This window comes from Rhodobacteraceae bacterium Araon29 (genome assembly GCA_039640505.1).
Lineage (GTDB): Bacteria > Pseudomonadota > Alphaproteobacteria > Rhodobacterales > Rhodobacteraceae > CABZJG01.
This window is the reverse complement of the sequence record CP046865.1, coordinates 330,889-355,661: the sequence shown is the minus strand read 5'-3', so window position 1 is coordinate 355,661 and position 24,773 is coordinate 330,889. Positions and strand designations below refer to the sequence as shown.

Sequence of the window (24,773 nt, the reverse complement as noted above, 5' to 3'; positions counted from 1 at the left end):
TCTCCTTCAGTTTTGGCGCGCTTGCACTGCACTATTTAGTAAAATTAAAAATGCGTTGAGCTTTTCCTATGAACGTTTCCATGAACTCTGGCCCATGCGTCATGCTATAACTCTTTGTTTTTTTGCGTATGAAAAGCTTTTCACTAAAAGGTTAGCCACCGGCCTCCCTGCCATTGAAAAATTCTACGCCTGCTTTGAACACCCTTGCCCTGGACGACGCATGTGTCACTTATGGAAAAAATCTAATCAGTTCGTAGAACATTTGGGTTGTTGACAGTCACCCATTTCCACTCTGTAAACGTGTCCAACTCGGCTTCGGTGCCTTCCCGGCCCATTCCGCTCAGACCGCTGCCACCGAATGGTGGATTAGGCTCATCCTGAATGGTCATACGGTTGATATGAACAGCACCGGCTTCAGCCTGTTGTGCCAGAGACAGCGCTTTCTCAATGTCACGGGTGAAGACTGAAAAGCTCAACCCGTAATCACTGTCATTGGCACGCTCCATGGCCTCATCGACTGTGTCAAATTGATATAGGCTGGTTACCGGACCAAAGGTTTCATTCCGGCACACTTCCATGCTTTCGTCGACGCCCTGCAAGATTGTTGGCTGGCAACGATTGCCATCCCATCCACCACCTGCGAGCACCTCTACTCCTTTTGCCTTGGCATCTTCAATATGAGCCCGGACCCTGTCGCGCTGACGCTTGCTAATAATAGGACCCACGAAAGTGTCAGGTGCGCGTAGGTCACCCATGCTGACATGCTTTGCAGCTTCGACATATTTTGCTGTAAATTCTTCAGCAATGCCCTTTTGCAGAAAAATCCGGCTGCTAGCCATACAGGCCTGCCCTTGGAAGAAAAAGACACCAACAACCGCCGCTTGGACAGCGGCATCAATATCTGCGTCATCAAGCACAATCAGTGGGCTTTTACCACCAAGCTCTAATGTAATCGGCTTAAGGTCTTTTGCAGCGATCTGAGCGACATGTTTGCCGACAACTGGAGAACCGCAAAACGTAATGGCGTTAACTTTCTTGTGACCGGTCAGAGTATCCCCGATTTCAAACGGGTTGCCGGTGACGACATTGAACAAACCAGCTGGAAGTCCCGCCTCCTCAAGTGTTTTGGCAAATTTAACCGAGACCTGGCTCGCATGCTCGGATGGCATTTGCACAACGGCATTGCCGCAAGCAATGGGCATGGCACATTGCTTTGTAACTTTAAGCAATGGTACGTTAAACGGGGATATTGCAGCGATGACTCCAACCGGTGATCTGATTGCCATGCTAAAGACATCCGGCGTCTCCGATGGAATAATTTCCCCCCGGATGCGACGCGGGACGCTAGCGAAGGCGCGGAGCGCGTTGATGCAAAAATTTACTTCGAACTCCGCCTTGAAAATTGGCGAACCAACTTCGTCGATCAAAAGATCAAGATATTCCTTGCGGTCCCGCTCAACGAGATCCGCAGCCTTCAATAACCAAAGCTCGCGCTCATGCGCCAACCGATGTTTGTTTGCCTTAAACGCTGTCTCTGCGAGGATCACAGCGCGATCAACGTCTTCTGGCGTTGCGCTGGCAATATGCGAATATACCGAGTCATCATGAGGGTTCCTGTCCTCGATATATTTGCCAGATGAGGGCTTAACCCATTCCCCGTTAATCCAAAGATCAGATTGTAATAATATATTATTCATGTTGGAATTCTCTTCTTTTATTATTTCATTCGTCGATTAAATGCATTCGTGCTTTATACTTTTGGCTTGTAGGTGCGAGCAGCAGAAGTCCAGATGCTGATGCCGAACCTGTCGTCAGCGGTTCCCAATTTTATTGAAAGCCCCCTGTTTTGTTTGTCTTTAGAATGGGGCAATGTGAGGTGAGCGGCTATCCATATAGCGAATCTATTTATAACGAGTCTAATTATTTTAAGCTTGAAGTATCCACAGCACCGCCTATCCTATCGAAATGCGGAACCGAACTGAATTACTTTCCTCCTATCCTGTCCTGCGCACCAACGACCTTAATCATGCACGCAATACAATTGCAGCGCGGTATTGTGACCACCGGCTAGATCTTGTGCGTGGTCTACGTTTAAATGTCAGGCATAATCATGTGCGCGGTGCGCAAATCTCACTTAATCTTTTGAGCTATGGCGGCGACGTGCGCGTTGACCCAGGCGAATCCCGCGATTTCCACCTTTTGCAAATCCCTATTGCGGGCGCCGCGGAAGTTCGCCATCGCTCAGAGGTGATCGATATCAACTCTGCCCTTGGCGCAATCCTGAACCCCGACCGGCCAGCGTGTATCCGATGGGATGCAGCCTGCATACAGCTTATGGTGCAAATTGACTCTGAGTTTATGTCCCAGGTTGCCGCAGAGGAAATTGGGGCGCCCCTACCAGGTCCAATTCGCTTTGATCCAGCCGTCAATCTGACCATAAATGGCGGTCGGCAGCTTAAAAGGCTGGCTGTGATCGCGGCCCGCTCCGTAGAGGGCGGGGCATTACCAATGGCAAAGAAAACGCTGGGTGGCTTGGCCATTGAACGTGAAATAGCGCGACAGGTTTTGACATTACAACCCAGCAATATCTCTCATCTTTTAGATAATCCGGTCCGAACGGCAACCTCACCACAAATTCGCAGGGCCATTGACTTTATTCATTCAAACTATTTCGAAGACATCAAGCTTGAAGATATCGCAAACGCCTCGGGGGCTCATACGCGCACCCTTCAAGTCGGGTTTCAAAAGTCGATGGGCATCGCACCAATTACATATCTGCGAAATATGCGGCTTGATTTGGCGCGCTATCGTCTCTGTCGACGATTACACCGAGAAACCGTAACAGAGGTTGCATATAGTTGCGGATTTTCACATCTGGGGCGGTTTTCGCGTGATTATCGTAGCAGATTTGGCCACTCGCCCAGTGCGGCCCCCTGATCACACCAAATGCGCTTTAACCACCATCAGGCACAATCCTAGACAAACACCGTGAACACAGTAACGATAAGGTTTTCTCGGGCCTGTCTTCTATCAGTGACCAAGAAATGCCTCAATGACCTGTGGAGATTTCAACAAATCCGAGCCCGTGCCCTCGATGCCAACTACACCGTTTTCTAGCACGTAGGCTTGGTCGGATTTTTGGAGTGTTGCATGGACGTCCTGTTCAGCAATCAAGATTGACAGCCCGAATTCGAGCAGTTCGGGAATAATGCCAAAAATTTGCTTTGCTACGCCCGGCGCTAAACCCAAGGTGGGTTCATCCAATAATAGTACCTTAGGAAGTGCCATCAGCCCGCGTCCCAAAGCCAACATTTGCTGTTCGCCGCCGGACAGCGTGCCCGCATCTTGGGCTTTACGTTCTTTCAACCTCGGGAAGGTTATGTATACTGACCTTAGGGTGTCGGACAGATGTTCACGCGCCCGAACGTTGATAGCGCCAAGCCGTAGATTTTCCTCGACTGTCAGATCAGGAAAGACCAAGCGCCCTTCTGGTACCAGAACCAGACCACCAGCCACTCGGTGATGAGAGGCCAGCGCGTCGATATTTTGGCCACAGTATCTAATATGCCCAGAGGTGCTTGGCATAATTCCTGCAATTGTTCGGAACAGTGTTGTCTTTCCTGCGCCATTGGCGCCGAGCACTGCCGAGACTTTACCCTCTTCCAATTTCAGATTGACACCATGCAGAACGCCTACATCACCATATCCCGCCATAAGATCCAGAACTTCAAGAATGACAGTCACGCTTCTTCCTCTCCAAAATAGATCGAACGCACATTTTTATTGGCCGCGATATCTTGGGACTTGCCCTCGGCGATCTTAACGCCATGGTGCAGCACAATGATCCGGTCAGAAAGTTCGGAAAGTGCGCTGACGACGTGCTCGATAATAAGGATGGTCAGGTTGTAGTTTTTCTTGATCTGCCGAAGCGTGTCCAACATAGCTGCAACCTCTGCTGGGGTAAGGCCCGCCATGACCTCATCAAGCAGCAAAAGTTCCGGCCCGGTGCCTATTGCGCGGGCAACTTCCAACTTTTTGCGAGAGGATAGCGTCAGAGCACCGGATGGTCTTTCGGCATGATCGGCAAGACCTACAGTATCAAGGATATCCATTGCACAGTAATCTAAAGGCGGGTCACTGGATTTTCGCGCACCCCCAAAAAGAAGTGCTGTTTCCACGTTTTCACGTACAGTCATCCGCGCAAATGGTCTGACAATCTGAAAGGTACGGGCGATCCCTGCATGGCAAATTTGATCGGGGCGCTTTCCGGTTAAACGATGTCCGTGGAAAAGCACGGCGCCTTCTGTTGGTGGCTGATGGCCGGCGATAATGCTGAACAATGTGGTTTTTCCAGCCCCGTTTGCCCCCATCAATCCCACAGTTTCACCGACATCCACCGAGAAACTTACATCGTCCAGCGCTCGTAACCCGCCAAAGGATTTCCCGATATTTTCAATCTGTAAAAGGCCCATCAGCTTCGACCTTTTGTGGATTTACGCAGCACTCCGACAATTCCATTCGGCGCAAAAATCACAAAGAAAATCAGGAAGCCCCCTAACAATATCATATAAAGCCGCGGCGCGCTTGATGCCAAAAGCTCAGACAAGAAGACCAAAAAGGCTGCGCCAAATATAGGGCCCCGTGCATCGCTACTGCCACCGATGATCGCCATCGTTACGATGGTAAAGGAAAAAAGTGGGTTGAAGATTTGCAAAACTTCAAAATATGTTGATCGCAGCACCATCAACCCACCAACCATTCCCGGTATGATAGCGGCGATAGAAAACGCGATGACCTTGAACCGCACAATTGGAATACCCACGGTTTCAGCAGAGATTTCGTCACCCTGAATGGCTAGAAGTCCGCGTCCAAAGGTAGAGACCTTGACCAATTGCATCATGACGCTTGCGACAACGGCCAATACGATCATTGCATAAAGAACAGTCTCTGCCGAAGGCGCACCGAAGAGCAAGCGGCTCGATTTGCCAAAATGGGTTTCAAGGTTCAGGACAATAAATTTAACAAGTTCTGAGATGCCGAATGTCAGAATAACAAAATATGGGCCACGAACCCGCAGCGCAGGTACGGAAATAATTAGCGCAAATACCGCTGCAACAAGACCACCAAGAGGGACTGAGAACCACAGGGGTAAAATCTTGTAGCTTATGGCGACCGTATAGGCGCCCAAACCATAAAAAACGACATGTCCGAGCGAAATATAGCCTGTAAGGCCTGAAAACATCGCCCAGCTTTGGGTCAAGGCAATCCACATTGCAAAATTCAATGCGACCACCACCCAATAGTTGCCAAAGAAACTACCGATTGAGAAGCCGAATAAGGCAAGTACAGCAAGACCAAAGAAGAAGGCCGAATTGTTACGAAGTACATTCATCTGTTTTGGGCCTTTCCAAAGAGCCCCTGAGGACGGATCATGATCGCTGCGACAAAAATTCCATAGATCAGAATCGACCGATACGTAGCGGATGTTAAAGCAACCGAATAAATTTCAATGAATCCCAAAAGGATGCCAGCGATAATCCCACCGGTTATGTTTCCCAAGCCTCCCAGAATAATGACCACAAATGCGGCAATCGTGAAGGGAAAGCCCATGAAAGGTGATATCTGTCCAGTCAGGCTGATCAGTGCTCCGGAAATTCCGGCAATCGCGAACCCTAGGATAAAACTGCCCAATTGAACCCGCTCGACATTGATGCCAACGACTTTGGCTGCGTCGCGGTTCTGCATCAAAGCAGAGATACTAAGTCCATAGATCGAAAATTTTAAAAACGCAGTTATCGAAAGGACGATCACGAGTGATACACCTAGCGCCAACAGCCGGTTCCATGTCATATTTGTGCCGAACACGCTGACAACGGTATCCAGATGCTGATAGGCGCGCAGTGAAGTTGTGAAAAATAATGCCGTGGTGTTCTGCAAAATTACAGAGATACCAAAAAATAGCAGTAGCGAATTGGCTTCAAGCTGTTCAATAGAAGCCGATTTTTCCAACTGCTGCTTGAAAAGACCAAAGTAAAGTCCGAACCCAATAAGTGCCGTAAAGCCCGCGATCAGGGGCAACCCAAGGAGTGGCGAAAGGCCCAGGAAAGTGAACATGCTAAAAGCCGCATAGGCGCCGATCATGACCAAATCACCATGCGCAATGTTCAGCAACCGGATTGTCCCATAAACGAAATTCAACCCCACTGCGATCAGCGCATAAAGAAAACCCATCACTAAGGCTGAAAACAAAAGCTGTGGTGAAAGTAGAATTTCCATTGGGGGTGCCCCGGCTTTATTTTTTATACTCTGTCAGTTCAATGCAAGGCACCGTGTCTTGCATTGAACTGTTAGGATCAGCGCTTCTGAATCTTAGAAGTTGCAATTTCTGAGGGCCAAATAAGGTGCATTTCGCCGCCTTGCATTTGCAAGAATGCGGTTGGCGTTTCTACATTTTCAACGCCCTCAAAGCGGATTGGACCGTTGATTGTTTCAAATGTATTTGAGGAAATGAATTCACGCAATTTGGCGTGGTCAAGTCCAGCTTCAGCAACCGCTGCTTGAAGAATCTCAGCGGATATATAGGCCAGCGCAGAATCCAGATAATCAGGGGCATGGCCATACTTGCTGACATAGGCATCAAAGAATGGTTTTGCTTTGCTCCATTTGTCTTGATGCGGCGACCAGTGGCCGATTGTCACAATCCCATTGGCATGATCTCCAAAGGCGCCACGAAAGGCGTTAATTGTCGGTCCAACGAGTAAGAATTGAAAGGATTGATCAATACCCATTTCCTTTGCCTGTCCCATATATAGAAAGGAATCCGCTGGAAACGACAGTACAATGACACCCTTTGCACCTGACACTTTAACCTTCGCCAGAAGCGGTGTCATATCAGAAATATCCGGTGGGTAGTTCTCAACCAACTTGACTTCGATGCCTTGATCTTCGAGCGCGGGCAGCAAAAATTGAAGGTTTTCCTGTGGAAAGGGTAGCACATTGGCCAGCACTGCGACCGAGGTTACGCCTTCTGATTTGGCGAGCGCAGCAAGTTCTTTGCCTATCTTGTCGGGAATTGCCGAAGTTGGGAACCAGATATTGCCTGGTGATACTTCCCGGATGGCGACCGACGCGGCAGTATTACCCACCATGGGAAATCCGTGCGTTTCAACGACGCCCGCTACGTTCAGATGGTGCGGAGTACCCCAGGGCGCCAGCAGAAGGTCCACCTTTTCATCGGAAATAAGTTTTTCATAGATTTGTGCCGCTTTGGCCGGATTTGATTCATCATCATACCAAACAAGCTCGACCTGGCGCAGTTCGCCGGCAACATCAAGTCCGCCTGCAGCATTAACTTCCTCTGCCCAAAGTTCATAGGCTGTAACCTGGGATGGTGCCGCCAGTGCAAACAGGCCCGTATTGGATATAGAATAGCCGATTTTTACCGGTTCAGCGGCCATTACGGTTCCGGTGAATAAACTCAACGCGAGTGCGCTGATTGTTGACTTGAATGCTATCATGTGTGCGTCTCCCAATTTAAAGGTTAGTGTTTCTGAACCAATTCCACCTACTTCAAAACAGTTGCGTGACTTAACCGAGATTATGCGGCTTCAGTCCTTCAATGACAGGTTGGTGATTTTGCCCACACACTGCCGTCAGCGTTGGCGATAAAAAGGTCAAACAGGGTATTCAAACAGGCAAGCAATATCGCGCAGATGAAATAGCGTGACCATCGGCTCACAAGGTTGGGTGCTCTTTTTCATCCTGCACCCTTTTCCCTTTTGGTGACTCCTAATTATATTAAGAAGCTCCTGTTCCCGCTGGATACAGAATGAGGCAATGTGCGGCAAAGGCTTATCCAGATAGCGAGTCTAAACATTTTGAACAGGAAGTAGCCATTGCACTCCCAAAAACAGAACACTGCCGACATCCTTTCTAGGGTGCCGTCAGACATAGTATTAATCGCATCAGTTTAGAAAAATTGGCCCACCCGCTTCAACCAAGTTTAAACTGGCAAAAAGTCCACCTACGGTGGCCATCATTCCGATGGACCAAAGGCCGATCTTGCACTAACTTTCAAATTGGATGACTGAGGTGGGCTGCTCAATCGATGCGACGCCGACTAGTAAACTAGATTAACGGTTCTTAAAGAGGCTTGCGATGTTAGACCTAGATAAAGCACAGATCATGGCTTTGTTTGACTTTGAAACTGCCGTGCAGCGTATCCAAGATGCATATGTCGCATCCGCGCAGGGCAATGTGCAAACGGGTGAGGTGGTGCATTTGACGTTTCCTGAAGCGAACGGCGATTGTCACGTCAAGTCCGGCTATATCGTAGGAACCGCCAGTTATGTGATCAAGATCGCCTCTGGCTTCTACGATAATCCAGCCAAAGGCCTGCCTTCCTCGAACGGCATGATGCTAGCTTTTTCTGCCGCCACAGGCGAAACCCTTGCCATAATGCGGGACGAAGGCTGGCTCACAGATATGCGCACTGCAATCGGCGGCGCTTTGGCCACCCGCGCTCTGGCGCGCTCCGATGCGACCGAGGTGTTGATCATCGGTGCTGGTATTCAGGCGCGGCTTCAGGCCATATGCTTGGCAAAACTGATGACAGATAGGGCGTTGAATTTCAACATATGGGCGCGCAATGCTTCTGCTGCGCAAGAGTTGAGTACGGACCTGAACGCATCGGGTTACAACGCGATCACCGTGCCCGATTTGAACGCGGCCATTGGCGCGGCAGACATCATTACGACGACGACAAATGCAACAAAGCCCCTGTTTGCGGATGGCTTGGTGCGCAAGGGGTCGCATGTAACCGCAATTGGGGCCGATTGTCCGGGCAAGCAGGAGCTTCCGACAAAGCTGGTTGCCACCGCATCTTTGCGCGTCTGTGATATGGCAAGCCAATCTTTGCACCATGGCGAATTTCAGACAGCGCAGCGCGGCGATGCTTCACTTCAAGTGACCGAACTGGGCCTTATTCTTTCTGGCGCAAAAAAGGGCCGGACCTCGGATGAGGAGATCACCGTTGTTGATCTAACCGGGATCGCCGCACAAGACATTGCCATCACTCAAACCATCATTGACGCTGCTGCAGGCGCAAAAACTCAATAAAGGACATCCGATGACTGCCTCCTCCGCCGTACTTGAGCAAGCTGCCCTCTCAGTTGCCGCCCATCGCCGTATCAAACACTGGTTGACGTTGACACCCTGCATCCCGTCCCGCCTGTCGTTTGACGACGATACTGGTCTCGTCTTCAAGGCTGAAAATTTTCAAAAAACCGGGTCATTTAAATTTCGGGGTGCCATGTCAAAACTGACATCCTTATCGACAGATGTGCCCGCCATTACGGCATCGTCGGGCAATCACGGGCTGGCACTTGCCACGGCAGCGCAGATGACTGGTCATGATCTAACCGTGGTATTGCCCGAAACAGTCGCACGCGAAAAGCTGTCTCGGATAAAAGCACTTGGGGTTAAGACCATTTTGCACTCAAACGATTCCGGCTTGGCGGAACAACATGCGCAAAAACTGGCCAAAGAGCAGGGCATCATCTATTGCTCTCCCTATAATGATCCGCAGGTTATCGCTGGACAAGGAACGATTGCGCTGGAACTGCTGCAACAGCTGCCGCACCTTGATGTGGTCTATGTATCTATCGGAGGCGGCGGTCTGATTTCAGGCATCGGGGCTGTGCTTAAGGCCTTTTCACCCTCCACCCGTCTTGTCGGTGTCAGCGCGCGTAATTCTGCCGCATTGGCTGCCAGTATTCGGGCAGGTCATGACGTCGAAGTAACCCATAGTGATACTTTGGCAGACGGCTGCGCTGGCGGTGTCGACGAAGGCTCAATTACTCTGCCGCTGGGCAGCGAAGTTATTGATGAATTAATCGACTGCACCGAGGACGAGATCGCCGAGGGTATCCGCCACATGGCTTGGAGCGAAAAAATGCTGGTCGAAGGGTCTGCCGGATTGGCACAGGCGGCCTGGCAGCTGGATGCCCCTAACCGCACCAACAAAGTTAGTGCTGTTGTTCTATGCGGTGCGAACTTTGATCGCGACCGGATCGCTCCGATCATTAGCTCTATACCCTGATCGTATTTGGCAAGCATGGGCAGCATCACGCGGTCAAATAGGTGGCTCCTTTTTTAGAATTTTCACATAAATTTCCAAGGTTCTACGGGCAAAGTGATGGAATATCGCTGTCGCCCGTGATACGATTGACGCAAATGTGCGGGCGAAAAGCGCAGCTTAGACCGGTCATAAGAAAACGGCCATTGCCAAGCAAATTGAAGATGATGCTTTCTTAAATTGCGACTTTATAGCCAAGCCGATTCAGTGAGGGTGGGGCAAACCTTAACTTCTATGTCCAATTTTATTCATTTGGCTTGGTAAACTTTATTAACCTGCCAGATGGACCATCCTCCAAAACCCAAATGGCACCATCATGATCCATTTCGACTTCTCTTACTCTTTGGGACCAACTGAAGCGTTCAGCTTCAAATGGTTCTTCATTATTAAATCCTATTCGCACCAGTGCCTTGCTTTTCAATCCTCCCATGAATGCATTTCCATTCCATTCGGAAAATTCATCCCCTTCGTAAAAAATCAATCCTGAGGGAGCCACCGTTGGCACCCAATAGATTTTTGGTGCCATGAAATCGGGCCTGGTTTGATGGGCAGGAATTTCTGCTCCACTATAATGGTTGCCTTCAGATACAATTGGCCACCCATAATTCGCACCCGCAACGATTAAATTAAACTCATCCCCATGTTTAGGCCCCATTTCGTGCGCCCAAAGCTGGCCATTTTTATCAAAAGCGATCCCAAGCGCATTTCTGTGGCCAACCGTCCAAAAGGTTTTTGCTAAATCACCTTTATCCTGAAACGGGTTGTCTTTTGGTATCGTCCCGTCATCGTTCAGTCGGATAACTTTTCCTAATGCCGAATCCCATTTTTGTGCAGGAGTTAATTCTTGCCGATCTCCAGAAGTTATAAAAATCTTACCAGCGTGCTGAGTTCCATCAAGACCAAACGCAAGTCTGTGGGAAAAATGTCCCTGTGATCGAGCGGGGGTTTGCCGCCAAATGGTTTCAATATTGTTTAGGTTTGCCCTATCTGACCTTTCCAAGGTTCCCCGTACCACGGATGCATATCGTGTTTTGCCTGCATCCTCTGAATTTATGTAAGAAATGTAGATGAGTTTATTTTGTTTGAAATTTGGATGAAGAACAACATCGCCCAAGCCGCCTTGGCCACCTGCAAAGACCTTGGGAACGCCTGAGACCAAGGACTGTTCGCCATTCGTATTTACACGCCAAAGCCTGCCAGATTTTGTGGTGACAAGCAGGTTTTTATCATCGATGAAAGACATAGCCCAAGGTCCGGCAAAACTAGAAACAACCTTCCCTTCCAATTTGCTCCCTGCACTTCCAGTAAGGATATTATCAGCCCCCGCCTGTGTCGCGAGTGTCATCATCAAAGCTATCAGTAAGGTGCGCATGGGGTCAGTCTTTCTTATTGGGTCGCCATCGTAGCTTTCTTCTCGCATTGGGCGTTTCTAAGTGCTTGTAATCTGCATTAGGGAAGTGCGGGATGTCCAGCGCAAGTTCTTTTTTGACCATCTCCGGGTCTATCCCAACAAAGGAACGTTAGGTCCCACAGGATTGGGAAGAGCTTGATGCCCCAAGTCATGTCTGACGACTTGTCATTTTGAGCGGCCTTTTGATGTGTAGTGGGTCCGACTTGATCGCTTCGTAGAGAGCGGTCTTTCCAACTTTGATTCGGGCAGCGGCTTCACGAACCGTTAAGCCTTTTTCGATCAACGTTTTTGCCCGCGCCAGCTTATCAGCGGTGACGACCGCCTTGCGTTCGCCTTTTCGTCCGCGCGCGGCTGCTGCGCTCAAGCCCGCACGTGTTCTCTCACGAATAAGGTCACATTCGAATTGCGCCAACGCACCGAACAGGTGGAAAACTAGCGTACCGCCGCTTGTGGTCGTGTCGATGCCTTCGGTCAAAGACCTGAACCCGATGCCGCGCTGGTCAAGATCGCGAACCGTATCAATCAGGTGGCTCATGCTGCGCCCGAGACGGTCAAGCTTCCATACGATCAGCGTTTCGCCGGACCGCAGGTGATAAAGCGCCTCATTTAGTCCGGGGCGATCCGTTTTCGCACCTGATGCACAGTCTTCAAATATTTCGCTGCAACCGGCAGCCTCAAAGCATCAATCTGTGGGGCCAGAGATTGCTCGACCGTCGAGATTCTTGCGTATCCAATCGGAGCAACTAATTTTTCCGTCTTTGTCCGTTTTTCCATCCGTCAATCATCTTGTCCGCTATTCCGTTGTCAAGCCATATTGTCGGACAAAAAACACCGGACCATCAAACGACCGATTCTCGGACGCCACATAATCGGAGATACCCATGCCACGAATGCAGATCCTTTCCACACCTGAACAAGAGATGTTTGACCGACCACCAGTATTCGACTTCCGTGATCGCAAGCGATGTTTCGACCTTCCCAAGCCCTTGATGGACGTCGCGGCCGAAATGCGTTCACCCGCTGGCCAGATCGGCTTCTTGGTGATGTGCGCCTACTTCAAGGCCGCAAAGCGGTTTTATAACCCTCAAGACTTTCTCGCCCCGGATATTGAAGCAGCAGCGAAACTTCTGGGGCGCTCAGGATCGGAATTTTCATCAGCAGCCTACCCGAAGCAAACCCGCGCACGTCATCGTCAGCTCATTCTGGATTTCTATGGCTTCACGCCATTTGCGCGGAAAGCTAGGAAAGGCTTGATCGTCGAGGTCGCGACGATGGCGCGAACATATCTGAAGCCGCGCCTGATCTTTGACCGTTGCACCGACTTTCTGATCCAGTGGCGAATTCAGGTTCCCAGATCAGGCGTTCTGCTTGAACTGATCCGCTCCGGCCTCCAAGCCCGCAAAGTGGAATTGATTAAACTGATGGATGCACACCTCACCGACGACGCGCGCACATTGCTGGATGATCTCTTCATGACCTCGGATGATCAGAATCGATATCGTCTGACCCTGCTAAAGAAGCTGTCGCAGTCGGCAAGGCCAATGAAGATCAAGGATGCGATCATCGATTATGAAGCGCTCGCGGATTTGTATTGCCAGCTTTCAGGTCCTCTGTCGGCGCTCGATCTGGGCGCTTCTGGCATTCGATATTTCGCAGGCAGCGTGCTTCGTTCCGAGATATTTCAGATTCAGCGGCGCGCGACCAGTGATCGCCACATCCATGCCGCTGCCTTCGTCGCGCATCAATTCTACCGTACCCAAGACAATCTGATCGATCTCTGGCTCAGTGTCATGGCTTCCTTTCAGGCAAAAGCTGTCCGTGAGCACAATGATCGGTTGCTGGAAAACCGGGCGGCACAACAAGATCAGCTTAAATCCGTCATCAACGATCTGGACACATCAGTCTTCGGGCTATTGCGCGACATTCGCGACGTGACCGAGGCGGACAGTATGTCGGATGCTCAGAAAGTTGATTCCATCCGATCTTTACTGGATCAAGGACGGTCCGGCGCATTCGACCAGCTGAAAGATGACCTGGCCGCAACCGGGCAGGATGAAGGCTGGGCCGATGTGCTTGAGACAGGATCCATACGATTGCAAAATCGCCTCAGCCCTCTCCTTCGGGCAATCACGTTCGACCGGAACGATCGGATTGCCGGGCTGATCGCCGCCATCGGTCATTTCAAGAAAAGCGACGGGGCGGTTGGACTAGGTGCGCCAACAAAATTTCTCAATGCCGAAGAGCGGGCAGTACTAATCCGTGCTGATGGCTCATTCCGAACCTCGCTCTATAAGGTTTTTCTATTTCAACACGTTACCACTGCCATCAAATCCGGCGACCTCAATCTCTCGCAATCTTATAAGTATCGCCCGATGGACACCTATCTGATAGCGTCGGAGCGATGGGAACAAGAGAAACAGAACTTGCTGGAGAGGGCAGGCCTGGCCGAGTTTTCCAATCCGGAACCCGTGCTGGCGACCCTCAGGGATGCGCTGACGCAACAATACCAGCGCACGAACGCCAATGCCGCGGCCAATTCGCATTTGAAAGTGCGTGCCGATGGCGCGTTCCACATCGCCACCCCAGCTGCCGGATCCGACGACATGAGCACGACCAGCGATCTATTCCCTCAACGGCACGATGTTCCGCTCGCGCAGGTTTTGGAGACCGTCAACAACCACTGCGAAATGCTGACCGCGTTCGAGCATTGGCAGCAGACCCATATCCGGCAGGTGGTCTCCCGTCCCGCGCTGTTGGCAGGGATCATGGGGCTCGGCTGCGGTATTGGCGTGCGCAAAATGGCAAGGATCTCCTCACGCGTTACAGAAGGCGAACTGGAACAAGCAGTCAACTGGCGGTTCTCACTCGACAACATCCGGGCCGCGAACGACGCCGTAGTCAAGGCCATGGACGAGATGGACCTGCCCAATATTTATCGGAACGAGGAGGACAAGCTTCATACCGCCAGTGACGGGCAGAAATTCGAGGTGCGCGGCGAAAGCCTGGCTGCCAGCCGATCATTCAAGTACTTCGGACAGGGACAAGGCATCAGCGCCTATACATTCGTCGATGAACGCCATCTCCTCTGGCATTCCCTTATGATCAGTGCCGCCGATCGCGAAAGCGCTTTCGTGATCGACGGCCTCATGTGCAATGACGTTGTCAAAAGCGATATCCACTCCACCGACAGCCACGGCTACACCGAAACCATCTTCGGGGTGACGCATTTGCTGGGCTTCTCCTTCGCTCCGCGCATCAAGGGCATCGGAAAGCAGACCCTCTATATCTTCAAGCCAGACCGACCAAGGGATCATGATTGGATCATCGCCCCGGACAAAACCATCAACGAAGCCCTGATACGCGAAAACTGGAACGCCCTGTTGCGCTTGATCGCCACCATCAATCTCAAGGAAAACACCGCCTCTGACATCTTCCGGAGGCTCAATTCTTATTCCCGCCAGCACGCGCTCTACCAGACACTGAAAGCCTTCGGGCAAATCATTAAATCGCTGTTCATCCTACAATATGTCGATGATCTCAACCTGCGGCAAGCCATCGAGCGCCAACTCAACAAGGTCGAACTGGCCAATCGGTTCACCCGCGCCGTCGCCGTAGGCAACCCCCGCGAGTTCTCCCAAACCGAAAAGGAGGAGCAAGAGATCGCGGAAGCCTGCAACCGCCTTATCAAGAACTCCATCATCTGCTGGAACTACCTCTACCTTGCTCACCAACTCGAAAAGGCACCGGATGCTGAAACCAAAGAAAATCTTCGCCGTGCGATCGCAGCACATGCTCCCATGGCCTGGGCGCACATCAACATGCTCGGCGAGTACGACTTTTCCGACGAAAAGCTCCGGGACAACCTCGGAATTCTCCCCCTGAAATCAGCCGCGTGAGGTGCCGCCCAAAACAGGGGAAATCAATCACAGAGAAATCAAAGCAATTTAGGTGCTTACGCTGATCCCCGTGGGACCTAACGTTCCTTTGTTGGGACGTACCCATCTCCGCAGCGAGGTCTCGTCCATCATCTAGGAAACATTTGGCCACAACACGATCATAAGAAGTTTCACCCGTTAAATATGCGGTAACATTTTGACCTTTGCATAGTTCTACCAACGCCCACTTGGCTTGCTTGCCATATGGTTTATTCAACTCAGGCGCATCTATACCCGCAAAGCGAATATGCTGTTTACCGATGACTATCGTATCACCATCAATAACGTGGCAGGTGCTGTCAGACAAATCGGCTTAAGTATCAGAAGCCTGGAGAGCGAGGATTCTATGAGCCGATAAGAGAGCGCCAAAAAGTATTTTAGAAAGATCATTTTACGAATAGCTTAAAATAAGCTCATTTTGGGTTAATAATATGTTTTACCATCACGTCACCTTTAACTCTGAATATCTCCTTCATCAAAGGTACCATTTCAGTGGTTTTTACTTCCTGATTTCTCTGCTGGTTACCTGCTTCGCGAGCTTCCTCACTTGGATATATGGATATTCCAAGACCGCTTTGGTCATCAGTTTTAACAAACATTATTATTTCTGCTTGAGGGTAATGTACCGGTGCCACTTCGTTATACCTTACTGCAAAATCCTGCAAAGCCTGCGCACTTTCAAATTCCATACTCACCACGTTTGCTACACTCATGAGTTTTCTTTTCCTTTTATATTTTTAAAGACGGTTTCAAACTTCCACCTTTTTGGAGATACCCATAAAAGTCAAACTTTTCGTAAGTTTGGCTAATGCCACCCCCTCAATAAATCGGCTTGGCTATCAAGTCGCAATTCCAGAAAGCACCACCTTCAATTTGCTTGGACACTTTAAACTGCAGGGGGGCAAAAACGAGCGCCCTTAATGGTGTAAGGATAGTGGACACGCATTTTTTTCAAAAAGGCTCTCAATATTTTAACACCACGCTATTGTCGGGTTTAAATATCGGAAATTGCGATGGAAAAATATTTGGGTTTAGGAAACTAATAAGGCGAGAAATAAGAAGGGCCGTGCGTGATATTGTCCAAGCCCCAAAAACCACGCGCAAAAAAGTGCAAGTCATAAAGTAGGTTGTTGTTAGGAGCGCCACAACTCAATCCATCCAAACAGAAACCATAAAACAGAAAGTTATCTCTGGCAGATGCCACGTGGCCCTGTCAGAGTGAGTAATTCGCTCAAGCAGGCCCCAAAAGGCAGAGATGGTCCCCAACCGACAGTGTTACAAACCGGAACAACGCGCAAAATCTTAAAAAATACAACCTAAACGGTTAAACTAGTTGAATAGCGAATTTACCTAAGCAATATACAGTTAGAAATTGTGAAACAGATCAGGATTAGCGCCCTCGAGATTGCTGCGGAATAAAGAAATGATGAGACTTAGCCACGTTTTATTGAAAGTTTCCGATTTGGATGATGCTGTGGATCGGTATCGTAAAAATGGGTTCGAAGTTGAATACGGAAAGGCAAAGAAGCCAAATAATGCGATGATCTATTTTGCCGATGGAACATATTTGGAATTGTTGTGGAAGACAGGAATGCCGTCATGGGCACAAATTCCGCTCAGACTCTTTGGCAAGAAGGCGTTTACGTCCAGAATAAGCACTTGGGATGGAGCAAATGAAGGGCTGATCGGCATGGCACTCGAAAGCGAGCCCGACAGGCTTGCAGATGCCAAGGGAATATTAGAGCAATCTGGGCAAAGCTATTTTCAGTTTAAATCTAAGCGTTTAGATACAAAGGGTCGTAATTTAGGGTTTGTCGGCGTGATGCCTGACAACATGAAAATTCCATTTTTCGGCACCTGCGACACTGACCTAAGACGGACAGGTTTTGTCCATCCGAATGGGGTGGTTGGTTTTAAGAGCGTCCACTTTGGAACGACCGAGGAACTGCGACCAATAGTTAACACACTTTGTGATGATGATCGCGTCAAGCTATTTATTGGTGAAGGGGTCAAGGACTTAAAGTTCGAGAGCAGCGCAGTGCTTGAACAAGACATGGTTGGGACCGAAGGCAATTCGCTCCTATGAGTAAAGGTTTTTGCGACAGAATTTCGGGAGTATGATTCAAAAAATATTATAATATACTAACTCGGCTTTTTTTCGTCGCTAACCTGATTTAAAATAAGAAAATAGTTGCTCTGTCCTAAACTACACGCAACATCTTCAAAATACATTCGCCTGAAAGCTGTTTCCGACCCACAAATCCGAGTTTCCGCCTTTATCACATTTTGGAACAGTTTTTTGGGGGAAGGTCAAAAAAGTTTACTCAGCTAAAAAGAATAGTTTTCAGCTAACCTCAACGAAATTTTGTCTAGAGGTAATAGTTCTTGAACGGCACCGTCTTCAACAGCCGCCTTGGGCATCCCATACACTGCTGAAGAACCTTCATCTTGAGCTATCGTCAAACCGCCAGATCGCATAATTTCACCAAGACCAGCGGCCCCATCTTTACCCATCCCAGTTAAGATAACGCCCACACCCGACGCGCCAAGTTCATCTGCAACAGACTTAAATAAAACATCGACAGAGGGGCAATGCCCGTTCACTTGCTCTGCGCCCCCCAATTCAGTAAAAATTCTATTGCCAATTTTCTTCACACGAAGGTGTCTATCACCACGAGCGATTATGACCTGACCACATTTTATTTCTTGTCGATCTTTAGCTTCAACTACTCTAATTTCGCAAAGTTTGTTTAGACGAGCCGCAAAAGACCCCGTGAAACGGATAGGCATATGGATAACCGCTACTATGCCTGGCATCGATTTGGGTAAAGAAGAAAATATCTTCAATAATGCGGTTGTCCCGCCGGTAGAGGCGCCGATAGAAATTACTTTGTCACAGATAAAATCTGCTTTCTTCTGTTTTGAAAGAGGTTTCGCCGAGTTTGATTTTTTAATTGAAGTGATAGAATTTCGAGTGGCTCTATTTGATTTCTTGAAATTCTCAATCCGCATTATTGAGGACAGATGTAATTCTCTTAACTGTCTTTCAATTTCTGGCAGAAGACGGGTTGTCTCATTTGCTAAGCTTGTATTAGGTTTTTCAATCAAAGACCAATCAAGAGAACCCAATTCACTTGCAATTTTGGAAACTTCCTCCAGGGGTTTCGTAGAAAAAAATACTATCGGTATATAAAATCCACTGAATATATCCTTCATATTTTCAAGGTTAATTTCATAATTATCAGAAAAATCAAAAATAATAATATCTGGCAGTACAGAGTCTGCTCTTATATTTGCTATTTTTGCGTCATAGGCTTTTCCAATTACCTTAAAAACCTTCGAGTTTTTAAAATAACTATGGAGCGTTTGCCTGATCAACGCATTTGGCTCTATAATTAAAAGGTTTATGACTTCAGCCATTTAAAATTCAATATTCCTTTTGGTAAATTGAATCACCGAGCGATCTCATGTCAGAACGCTGAACCAAATTCGTTTCACTTATACCCAAAAACAAATATCCCCCTGGTAACAAGTATTCAGTCAAATTTCTTATTATTTTTTCTCTACTTTCTTTGGATAGATAAAGCATGACATTTCTGCAAAAAATAGCGTGAAATTTTCTTTTCATAGGATACTGTTCGCTGTTTAAATTTAACCACCTGAATAGAACTTGTCTTCTCAAGTCCGCTGATATCTGTAAATTTCCATTGGTTTGTTTTTGAAAATATCTTTTGTTGAGAGCCGATATTTTCCCTTCTATCTTGTTTTGCCTGTACGATCCATGATAGCCGATATTGAGCGCCTCAATATCAATATCTGTAGCCAGTATACTACCTTTATACTCGCAATCATTCTCATGAAAATAATCTAGCATTGTTAATAATATTGAATATGGTTCCTCACCAGAAGCTGCGGCAGCGCTCCAAACTCTAAGGTCAGATTTTTCGTCCTCAAAATTTGGCCCCAAGACATTAGGCATTACCTTTTCTTTAAAAAACTGAAATTGTTTTTTTTCCCTAAAGAACGATGTGTGGTTGACGGTGAATAAGCTTATCAAGCCTAGTAATTTTTCATCTGGCACATGATTTTTATGTTGTGATAGCTTCAAGCTTCCATTTAAACCACCCGAAACTTCAATAAAATTCTCAAGCCTTTTACTATTTGCCGCGTTTAACTTGTCAGGTAATACCAATCCGAATTCTTTTTTAAAAAACTCCTTTATTCGTGCATATTCTGGAAATAGTTCGCTATTTTTCAACATTAAATTATTTTTCTGTAAGCGACCAAACACCAGACCATTCATTTGGTGGATTATTTATCAAATGCTCACATCTTGAAATATACAGCGATGACGGTGTCAAAGAAGCTTCGACGCCTAATTCATATTTGGATGATTTTTTAAATGAAGACAAAGCTTTCTTAAAAGCGCCATTTTGATATTCTACAAAACCTAATTCAAATGTTTCTTTCAATTTTTTGAGATTTTTTGTTTCAGCCCCTTTAATGCTTAATATTTCATAGCAGTTAAGCGGTTCCTTTTTACCTTTCACACGAACTTTATCGATGATGCGCAAAAGAAATTTATCCATATTTCCTCGTACAGTTTCCTCAGTAACTAAGTTAGTTAAACCATATTGTTTACAGGCGGATTCAAATCTCGCGGCAATGTTCACGGTATCCCCTATTATTGTCAAATCTACCCGCGCATCTGCAGCGCCAAGATCGCATAAGATGACTTCTCCGGTATTGGCGGCCATTCGAACAACGATCGGGTCTTTGGACAAAAGAGGGTGATCGGCATTCATTACCGCAATCTGCTGTTGCATTTCTAAAATACTTAACATCACCGCCTCGCTTGAGGACTCCGCGACTTCATCCAACCAAAATGCCATGCAGGCATCACCAATGAATTTATCTATGTCTCCTTGGTTTTTCATAATCACCCGCGTCATTACCTCGAAAAGAAGATTAATTTGTTCTACGATTTCTTTTGGGGAATAACGCTCACAACGCGCTGTAAAATTGGCTATGTCACTAAAAAAAACACTTGCTGATTTTCGATCAGCCCGTGATTGTTTATCATTAGATCCAAGGATTGCTTTTTCGATGGCCATGCGCATTGAGGCTTTCGAAACATACCTTCCGAGTTGTTCTTTTTCTTTTCTTGAACGTCTATCCGCAAGCGCGCGTTCTACTTGAGCAAGCAATGCATCAATAGTGAAAGGTTTAGATAGGACACCGGCAGCGCCTGCATTTAGAACCATTCTGGCGTCAGACTGACCATCCTGCGGGACTATAATAAGAACGTCAGGGCTATTATTTTTATCCAGCCCACCTAATTCGTGAAAAAGGTCTATTGTAGTGCCATCTTCAGGTTCAAGTTCAGCAATTATTAGATCGCAAGAAATACGTTTTAGTGATTTCATTGACTCCTTTATAGAGGCGGCCGTACGAGTGCCGAAACCTTGTTGCGATAACGATTTCGACATATTTCTTGCAAACCGGGTATTCTTATCCAGCAGTAAAATACTTTCCCTACCAGAGTTTGCGCGGCTGAATACTTTGTCGATACGGTCAATCAACTCGCTAATAATGACAGGTTTGGTAATGTACTCATCTACTCCAACCTGAAAGCCTTTTTTCTGATCTCTTGCCGAACCAAGAGTACTTGACATTATGATGTGCGTATCAGCCAGATGTTCATCGCTTCTAATGGCTTCACAGACCTGATATCCATTCATACGCGGCATTTCGATATCGCATATTACCACCGCTGGCTTGCATTCGACTGCCTTGTCATAACCTTCCTGCCCGTCAAATGCTTGATAAACTTCAAAACCCGCCTCTTCTAAGTCATGGACGATTGTCTTGTGAACGAGTTTAGAGTCATCAATTAAAAGAACCTTTTTTAAAGGGGAGGCAATTTCCAAACTTGCAGCCAACAAATCGTCAGCACTAAGTGGAAATTGTAAAAATTTGTCTACAACTGCAGCTACTTCTTGATTGAGTTGATAATCAAGGGATAAAAATATGATTTTTATTTCATGTGAAAATACACGTTTGAGTTTTGTTGCTATTTCTATCAATTCATATTCATCATCATCTGACTGCAAAAGAAGAATCACGTCTTTATTCTCAGCAACAGCATTTGGAATATTCTTTTTATCTATAAATAAAGCGGAATTCTCGCCAATAATCGGCAAAGACTGCTTGAGATAATTACAGTAGCTTTCATTTTCTATACAGATGATAAATTTAAAATCCTTATTTTCATCTTTTGAAATCATCTGGTTTGAAACAGAGGTCACAGCTTATCACCTTTTTGGTTTTTCAACGCGAAACATAAATCATCCAGCGCGGAAATAAATTCCTGCTCTTGAACTGGCTTCTCAAATAGTTTTGCAATATTTAAAGACTCAATTCGACGCTGCTCAGCCCCTTCTGTGATCGTTTTACCCGTGATTAGAATAACCGTAGCGTCCGTGTTTTTTTCACTCTCACGTAGTTTTTCAATAAACTCATAGCCATCCATTAGAGGCATCATTATATCTACACAAAAAGCTGAAAAATTGTTTAGTTCGGTTTTTTGAAGTGCGTCGTGGCCATCCACCGCGGTTTCAACATCATATCCTGCCTGATTTAATATCGAACTCATTCGACTTCGTTGCATAGCAGAGTCATCCACTACCAACACTTTATGCTGGCCCCTCTCGGCTCTGACTCCCTTTTTCATTTTGGAATTATCAATTTGCAGTTGTTGATTTGAATTGGAAGTCAGGAGTTCCCATATATTTACGATCAAAACGAGACTGCTATCCGACAAAATTGTACAGCCCATCATGTAATCAATTTTCGCAAGCAACGAACCAAATTGTTTGATTAGGACATCTTGTCTACCTTTAATTTCATCCACAAGAATCCCTAAATGCCGATCCCCATCGGTTAGAACAATTATCGAGCATTCCTCTTCATCGAATGCACTGGAAGGAAAGTTCAAAAATTTCGAAAGGGAATTCACGTTCAAAGTAATTCCGCGATAATTAAATACTAAACTTTCGCCTACTTTTTTAAGATCGGTGCGCTTTATTGATAAAACTTCGACAACATTCAAAACAGGGAATGCGAATTGATGACCATTTTCACTTACAAGAAGAATTCCAACTATGGCGAGCGTAAGCGGTAGCTTCATAGTCACAGTGGTTCCACGACCCAGCTCACTGTCTAATTGTACTACTCCTTGAACGCCTGAAATGGCTGTTTTGACAACGTCCATCCCAACGCCTCGGCCCGAAAGCTCGGTTACTTCCTTAGCCATTGAAAACCCTGGTTCGAAAACTAAATCCAAGATTTCTTTATCGGAGAGTTCTGCCGCATCTTCTTTGGAAATAACTTCGTTACTTAGAGCTTTTGCCAGAACCTTTTCTTTATCGATACCAGCGCCATCATCTGAAACTTCAATGACGGCATTTGAGCCCTGATAAAACGCACTAATTTTTATCTTGCCTATCTCTGATTTTCCAAGACGGATTCTTTCTTCCGATGACTCAAAAGCATGATCAATGGAGTTCCTCATGATATGGATCAACGGATCGGCTAATTTATTTATAAGTAGCTTATCAAGCTCGGTATCAGCACCAGAAATAGTAAGCTTTGCCTTTTTGCCTATTTCTCTTGATAATTTTCGCACTTGGCCTGGAAAACGGTTAAAAAGTTGAGCAATCGGAACCATTCTAAATCCCATGGCGCCAGTTTGAAGGCGACCACTTAAGCCTTCCAAGTCGTCTACATTTTTTTGCAACTGTTTTCTTATATCTTCAATTCGTAGAAGTGTCAGACGGGACTCGTTTGGAAACTTTTCCAAGTTTCTAAAAATGTCACTCTTAAATATGTCTGTTATTTGCTTGAGAATTCGTCTTGATTTACCCAAAGGGCTTTTCTGATCTGAATTAGTTGAGATCAGATTAAGCTCTAATTCAGAGCATTTTTCCATTACAGATTCAACACTTTCGGCTACTCCAGATAATCTTGCAGCCCGGGTTAATCTCTCTAAATTATTGATAGCATTTGATAATACCTGAATATCGTTTTGGAGACGTATTCGCGTTATGAAAACCTCTGAGGCGGTATTAAGAACCTCATCGAGCTTACCTGCAGGTACTCTGATATTCTCCTCTGGCTGTCCGCCTTTTTCGTCCGGTTTTGTTACAATATTTTCTTTTGTCTCAGTTTGTTTTTTTAGATCTACGCTTGAGCTTTTTTCTTCTGCTACTACTAATTCTGTTTGGGCTACGTCTTGAATTTTCCCATTTCGAATTTCATGTATCCGTTGCATAAGATCATTGATCTTTGTTTTGATATTTCCAAGCGCTCCAACCTCTTGAACCATTTTGGAGAGCACTGCATTTCCGTCCATAAGAATATCTATAAGATTTGCGTCGATCGGTCTAATTTGGACTCTCACATCGTCCAAAAGGCTCTCCATTTGATGTGCCAAAGCCTCGATCTTTTTGATCTCTAGAAGCCTTGCTCCCCCTTTAACTGTGTGTATCGCTCGGAAGACCTGATTAACCAAGTCAATTGAATTTTCGTTGCCCTCTAACTCAATTAATGTCATTTCGACTTCGTCTAAATTGTCTGTGGCTTCTTCACAAAAGTCTAAAACCAAAGGAACCTTATCTACCGAGAAGTCTAACTCTTCTGGTTCATCACTTATTTGCTCTGGTGCAGGAATATCGATAAGTTCAACAGCTGCTTCTGGGAGCGCAACTATGATTTCACTTAAATCATCAGACCCTTCGCTTAGAATTTTCTGTTCAATCTCAGAATTGTAAGAGTTTAAAGGGTCAACAAGGTAAAGTTTACACTCTGAAATGATATCGCTGAGGTCAAAATCGCACGATCCTTTTTCAATATAATCCCTCAAAATTCTTTCTGAATTCTCAAATATTAGCTCTACTAAATAAATCATAGAGTGCTTAGTAAAGTCTTGTTTAGAACGCCCGCAGTCTAAGACAAATTCCAGAATTTCAAAAATATGCACTAGTTTTTTTAAATTTATAATTCTGGATACACCTAGGCAAAAATAGCATTTTTTGTAGCCAATACTGTATATTTCATCAGGCTCTTCGTGCTTGGACTTAACAATATTTACGACGTCTTTCCCAGCGCTTGAAATATGTTTTAGAAGGTCTTCCGCACTATTGCTAAATTCCTCTCGACCCAAGAACTTTTCGTCTGAATTGTCCTCAGGCCGACTTTCTAATATCGATGCTTCATATCGTTTCATGGGATC

Annotated in this window: 18 protein-coding genes and 1 pseudogene; 5 read left to right on the top strand and 14 right to left on the bottom strand. The window is 46.6% G+C overall.

Going from position 1 to position 24,773, the window contains the following annotated elements; all coding sequences use genetic code 11:
- Positions 1 to 242: 242 nt before the first annotated feature.
- On the bottom strand, positions 243 to 1,697 hold the full coding sequence (locus GN278_01560) for an aldehyde dehydrogenase family protein (GenBank protein ID XAT59624.1): 1,455 nt from the start codon (positions 1,695 to 1,697) through the stop codon (positions 243 to 245).
- Between the two features lie 268 nt (positions 1,698 to 1,965).
- Here GN278_01560 and GN278_01555 point away from each other — a divergent pair, with 268 nt between their 5' ends.
- Positions 1,966 to 2,937 (top strand): helix-turn-helix domain-containing protein, encoded by a 972-nt coding sequence (locus GN278_01555; GenBank protein XAT59623.1) that lies wholly within the window; start codon positions 1,966 to 1,968, stop codon positions 2,935 to 2,937.
- 93 nt (positions 2,938 to 3,030) lie between these two features.
- Here the strand turns inward: GN278_01555 and GN278_01550 are convergent, their stop codons facing one another.
- The 5 genes from GN278_01550 to GN278_01530 all read right to left on the bottom strand — a co-directional run bounded on the left by GN278_01550 (position 3,031) and on the right by GN278_01530 (position 7,517).
- Complete coding sequence (locus GN278_01550; GenBank protein ID XAT62489.1) at positions 3,031 to 3,714, bottom strand: ATP-binding cassette domain-containing protein; 684 nt, start codon at positions 3,712 to 3,714, stop codon at positions 3,031 to 3,033.
- A 26-nt stretch (positions 3,715 to 3,740) separates the two neighbouring features.
- Positions 3,741 to 4,472: an ATP-binding cassette domain-containing protein gene (locus GN278_01545; protein ID XAT59622.1), complete on the bottom strand. Its 732-nt coding sequence runs from the start codon at positions 4,470 to 4,472 to the stop codon at positions 3,741 to 3,743.
- Positions 4,472 to 5,392, bottom strand: coding sequence for a branched-chain amino acid ABC transporter permease (locus tag GN278_01540; protein ID XAT59621.1), 921 nt, complete (start codon positions 5,390 to 5,392; stop codon positions 4,472 to 4,474). Before GN278_01540 ends, GN278_01545 begins: the two co-directional genes overlap by 1 nt.
- On the bottom strand, positions 5,389 to 6,276 hold the full coding sequence (locus tag GN278_01535) for a hypothetical protein (GenBank protein ID XAT59620.1): 888 nt from the start codon (positions 6,274 to 6,276) through the stop codon (positions 5,389 to 5,391). The genes GN278_01540 and GN278_01535 overlap by 4 nt, the downstream gene beginning before the upstream one ends.
- Before the next feature lie 77 nt (positions 6,277 to 6,353).
- On the bottom strand, positions 6,354 to 7,517 hold the full coding sequence (locus GN278_01530; GenBank protein ID XAT59619.1) for an ABC transporter substrate-binding protein: 1,164 nt from the start codon (positions 7,515 to 7,517) through the stop codon (positions 6,354 to 6,356).
- A gap of 640 nt (positions 7,518 to 8,157) precedes the next feature.
- Here GN278_01530 and GN278_01525 point away from each other — a divergent pair.
- Together GN278_01525 and GN278_01520 are read left to right on the top strand one after the other, a co-directional pair.
- Entirely contained in the window at positions 8,158 to 9,117 is a 960-nt protein-coding gene (locus tag GN278_01525) for an ornithine cyclodeaminase family protein (protein ID XAT59618.1), read from the top strand.
- A 10-nt stretch (positions 9,118 to 9,127) separates the two neighbouring features.
- Positions 9,128 to 10,099: a pyridoxal-phosphate dependent enzyme gene (locus tag GN278_01520; protein XAT59617.1), complete on the top strand. Its 972-nt coding sequence runs from the start codon at positions 9,128 to 9,130 to the stop codon at positions 10,097 to 10,099.
- A gap of 280 nt (positions 10,100 to 10,379) precedes the next feature.
- On the opposite strand, the gene GN278_01515 is transcribed toward GN278_01520, so the two are convergent.
- On the bottom strand, positions 10,380 to 11,507 hold the full coding sequence (locus GN278_01515) for a PQQ-dependent sugar dehydrogenase (GenBank protein XAT59616.1): 1,128 nt from the start codon (positions 11,505 to 11,507) through the stop codon (positions 10,380 to 10,382).
- Positions 11,508 to 11,694: 187 nt separating this feature from the next.
- Positions 11,695 to 12,320, bottom strand: a pseudogene (locus GN278_01510) (recombinase family protein).
- Between the two features lie 107 nt (positions 12,321 to 12,427).
- On the opposite strand from GN278_01510, the gene GN278_01505 reads away from it, so the two are divergent.
- A complete protein-coding gene (locus GN278_01505; protein ID XAT59615.1) occupies positions 12,428 to 15,442 on the top strand; it encodes a Tn3 family transposase in 3,015 nt (1,004 codons plus the stop codon).
- On the opposite strand, the gene GN278_01500 is transcribed toward GN278_01505, so the two are convergent.
- Positions 15,360 to 15,788 (bottom strand): hypothetical protein, encoded by a 429-nt coding sequence (locus tag GN278_01500; protein ID XAT59614.1) that lies wholly within the window; start codon positions 15,786 to 15,788, stop codon positions 15,360 to 15,362. The genes GN278_01505 and GN278_01500 overlap by 83 nt on opposite strands.
- Before the next feature lie 106 nt (positions 15,789 to 15,894).
- Positions 15,895 to 16,194 carry a hypothetical protein gene (locus GN278_01495; GenBank protein XAT59613.1) on the bottom strand — a complete coding sequence of 100 codons (300 nt, stop codon included), beginning with the start codon at positions 16,192 to 16,194 and terminating at the stop codon, positions 15,895 to 15,897.
- A gap of 710 nt (positions 16,195 to 16,904) precedes the next feature.
- Here GN278_01495 and GN278_01490 point away from each other — a divergent pair.
- Positions 16,905 to 17,567 (top strand): VOC family protein, encoded by a 663-nt coding sequence (locus GN278_01490; protein XAT59612.1) that lies wholly within the window; start codon positions 16,905 to 16,907, stop codon positions 17,565 to 17,567.
- Positions 17,568 to 17,809: 242 nt separating this feature from the next.
- On the opposite strand, the gene GN278_01485 is transcribed toward GN278_01490, so the two are convergent.
- From GN278_01485 to GN278_01470, 4 genes are read right to left on the bottom strand one after another with little or no spacing between them, the layout of a single operon-like run.
- The gene (locus GN278_01485) at positions 17,810 to 18,901 is read right to left on the bottom strand and encodes a hypothetical protein (GenBank protein ID XAT59611.1); all 1,092 of its coding nucleotides are present in this window, start codon (positions 18,899 to 18,901) and stop codon (positions 17,810 to 17,812) included.
- Positions 18,902 to 18,908: 7 nt separating this feature from the next.
- On the bottom strand, positions 18,909 to 19,784 hold the full coding sequence (locus tag GN278_01480; GenBank protein XAT59610.1) for a hypothetical protein: 876 nt from the start codon (positions 19,782 to 19,784) through the stop codon (positions 18,909 to 18,911).
- Positions 19,747 to 21,789 (bottom strand): response regulator, encoded by a 2,043-nt coding sequence (locus GN278_01475; GenBank protein ID XAT59609.1) that lies wholly within the window; start codon positions 21,787 to 21,789, stop codon positions 19,747 to 19,749. Before GN278_01475 ends, GN278_01480 begins: the two co-directional genes overlap by 38 nt.
- Positions 21,786 to 24,767, bottom strand: a complete 2,982-nt coding sequence (locus tag GN278_01470) for a response regulator (protein XAT59608.1) — start codon at positions 24,765 to 24,767, stop codon at positions 21,786 to 21,788. Before GN278_01470 ends, GN278_01475 begins: the two co-directional genes overlap by 4 nt.
- Positions 24,768 to 24,773: the final 6 nt, after the last annotated feature.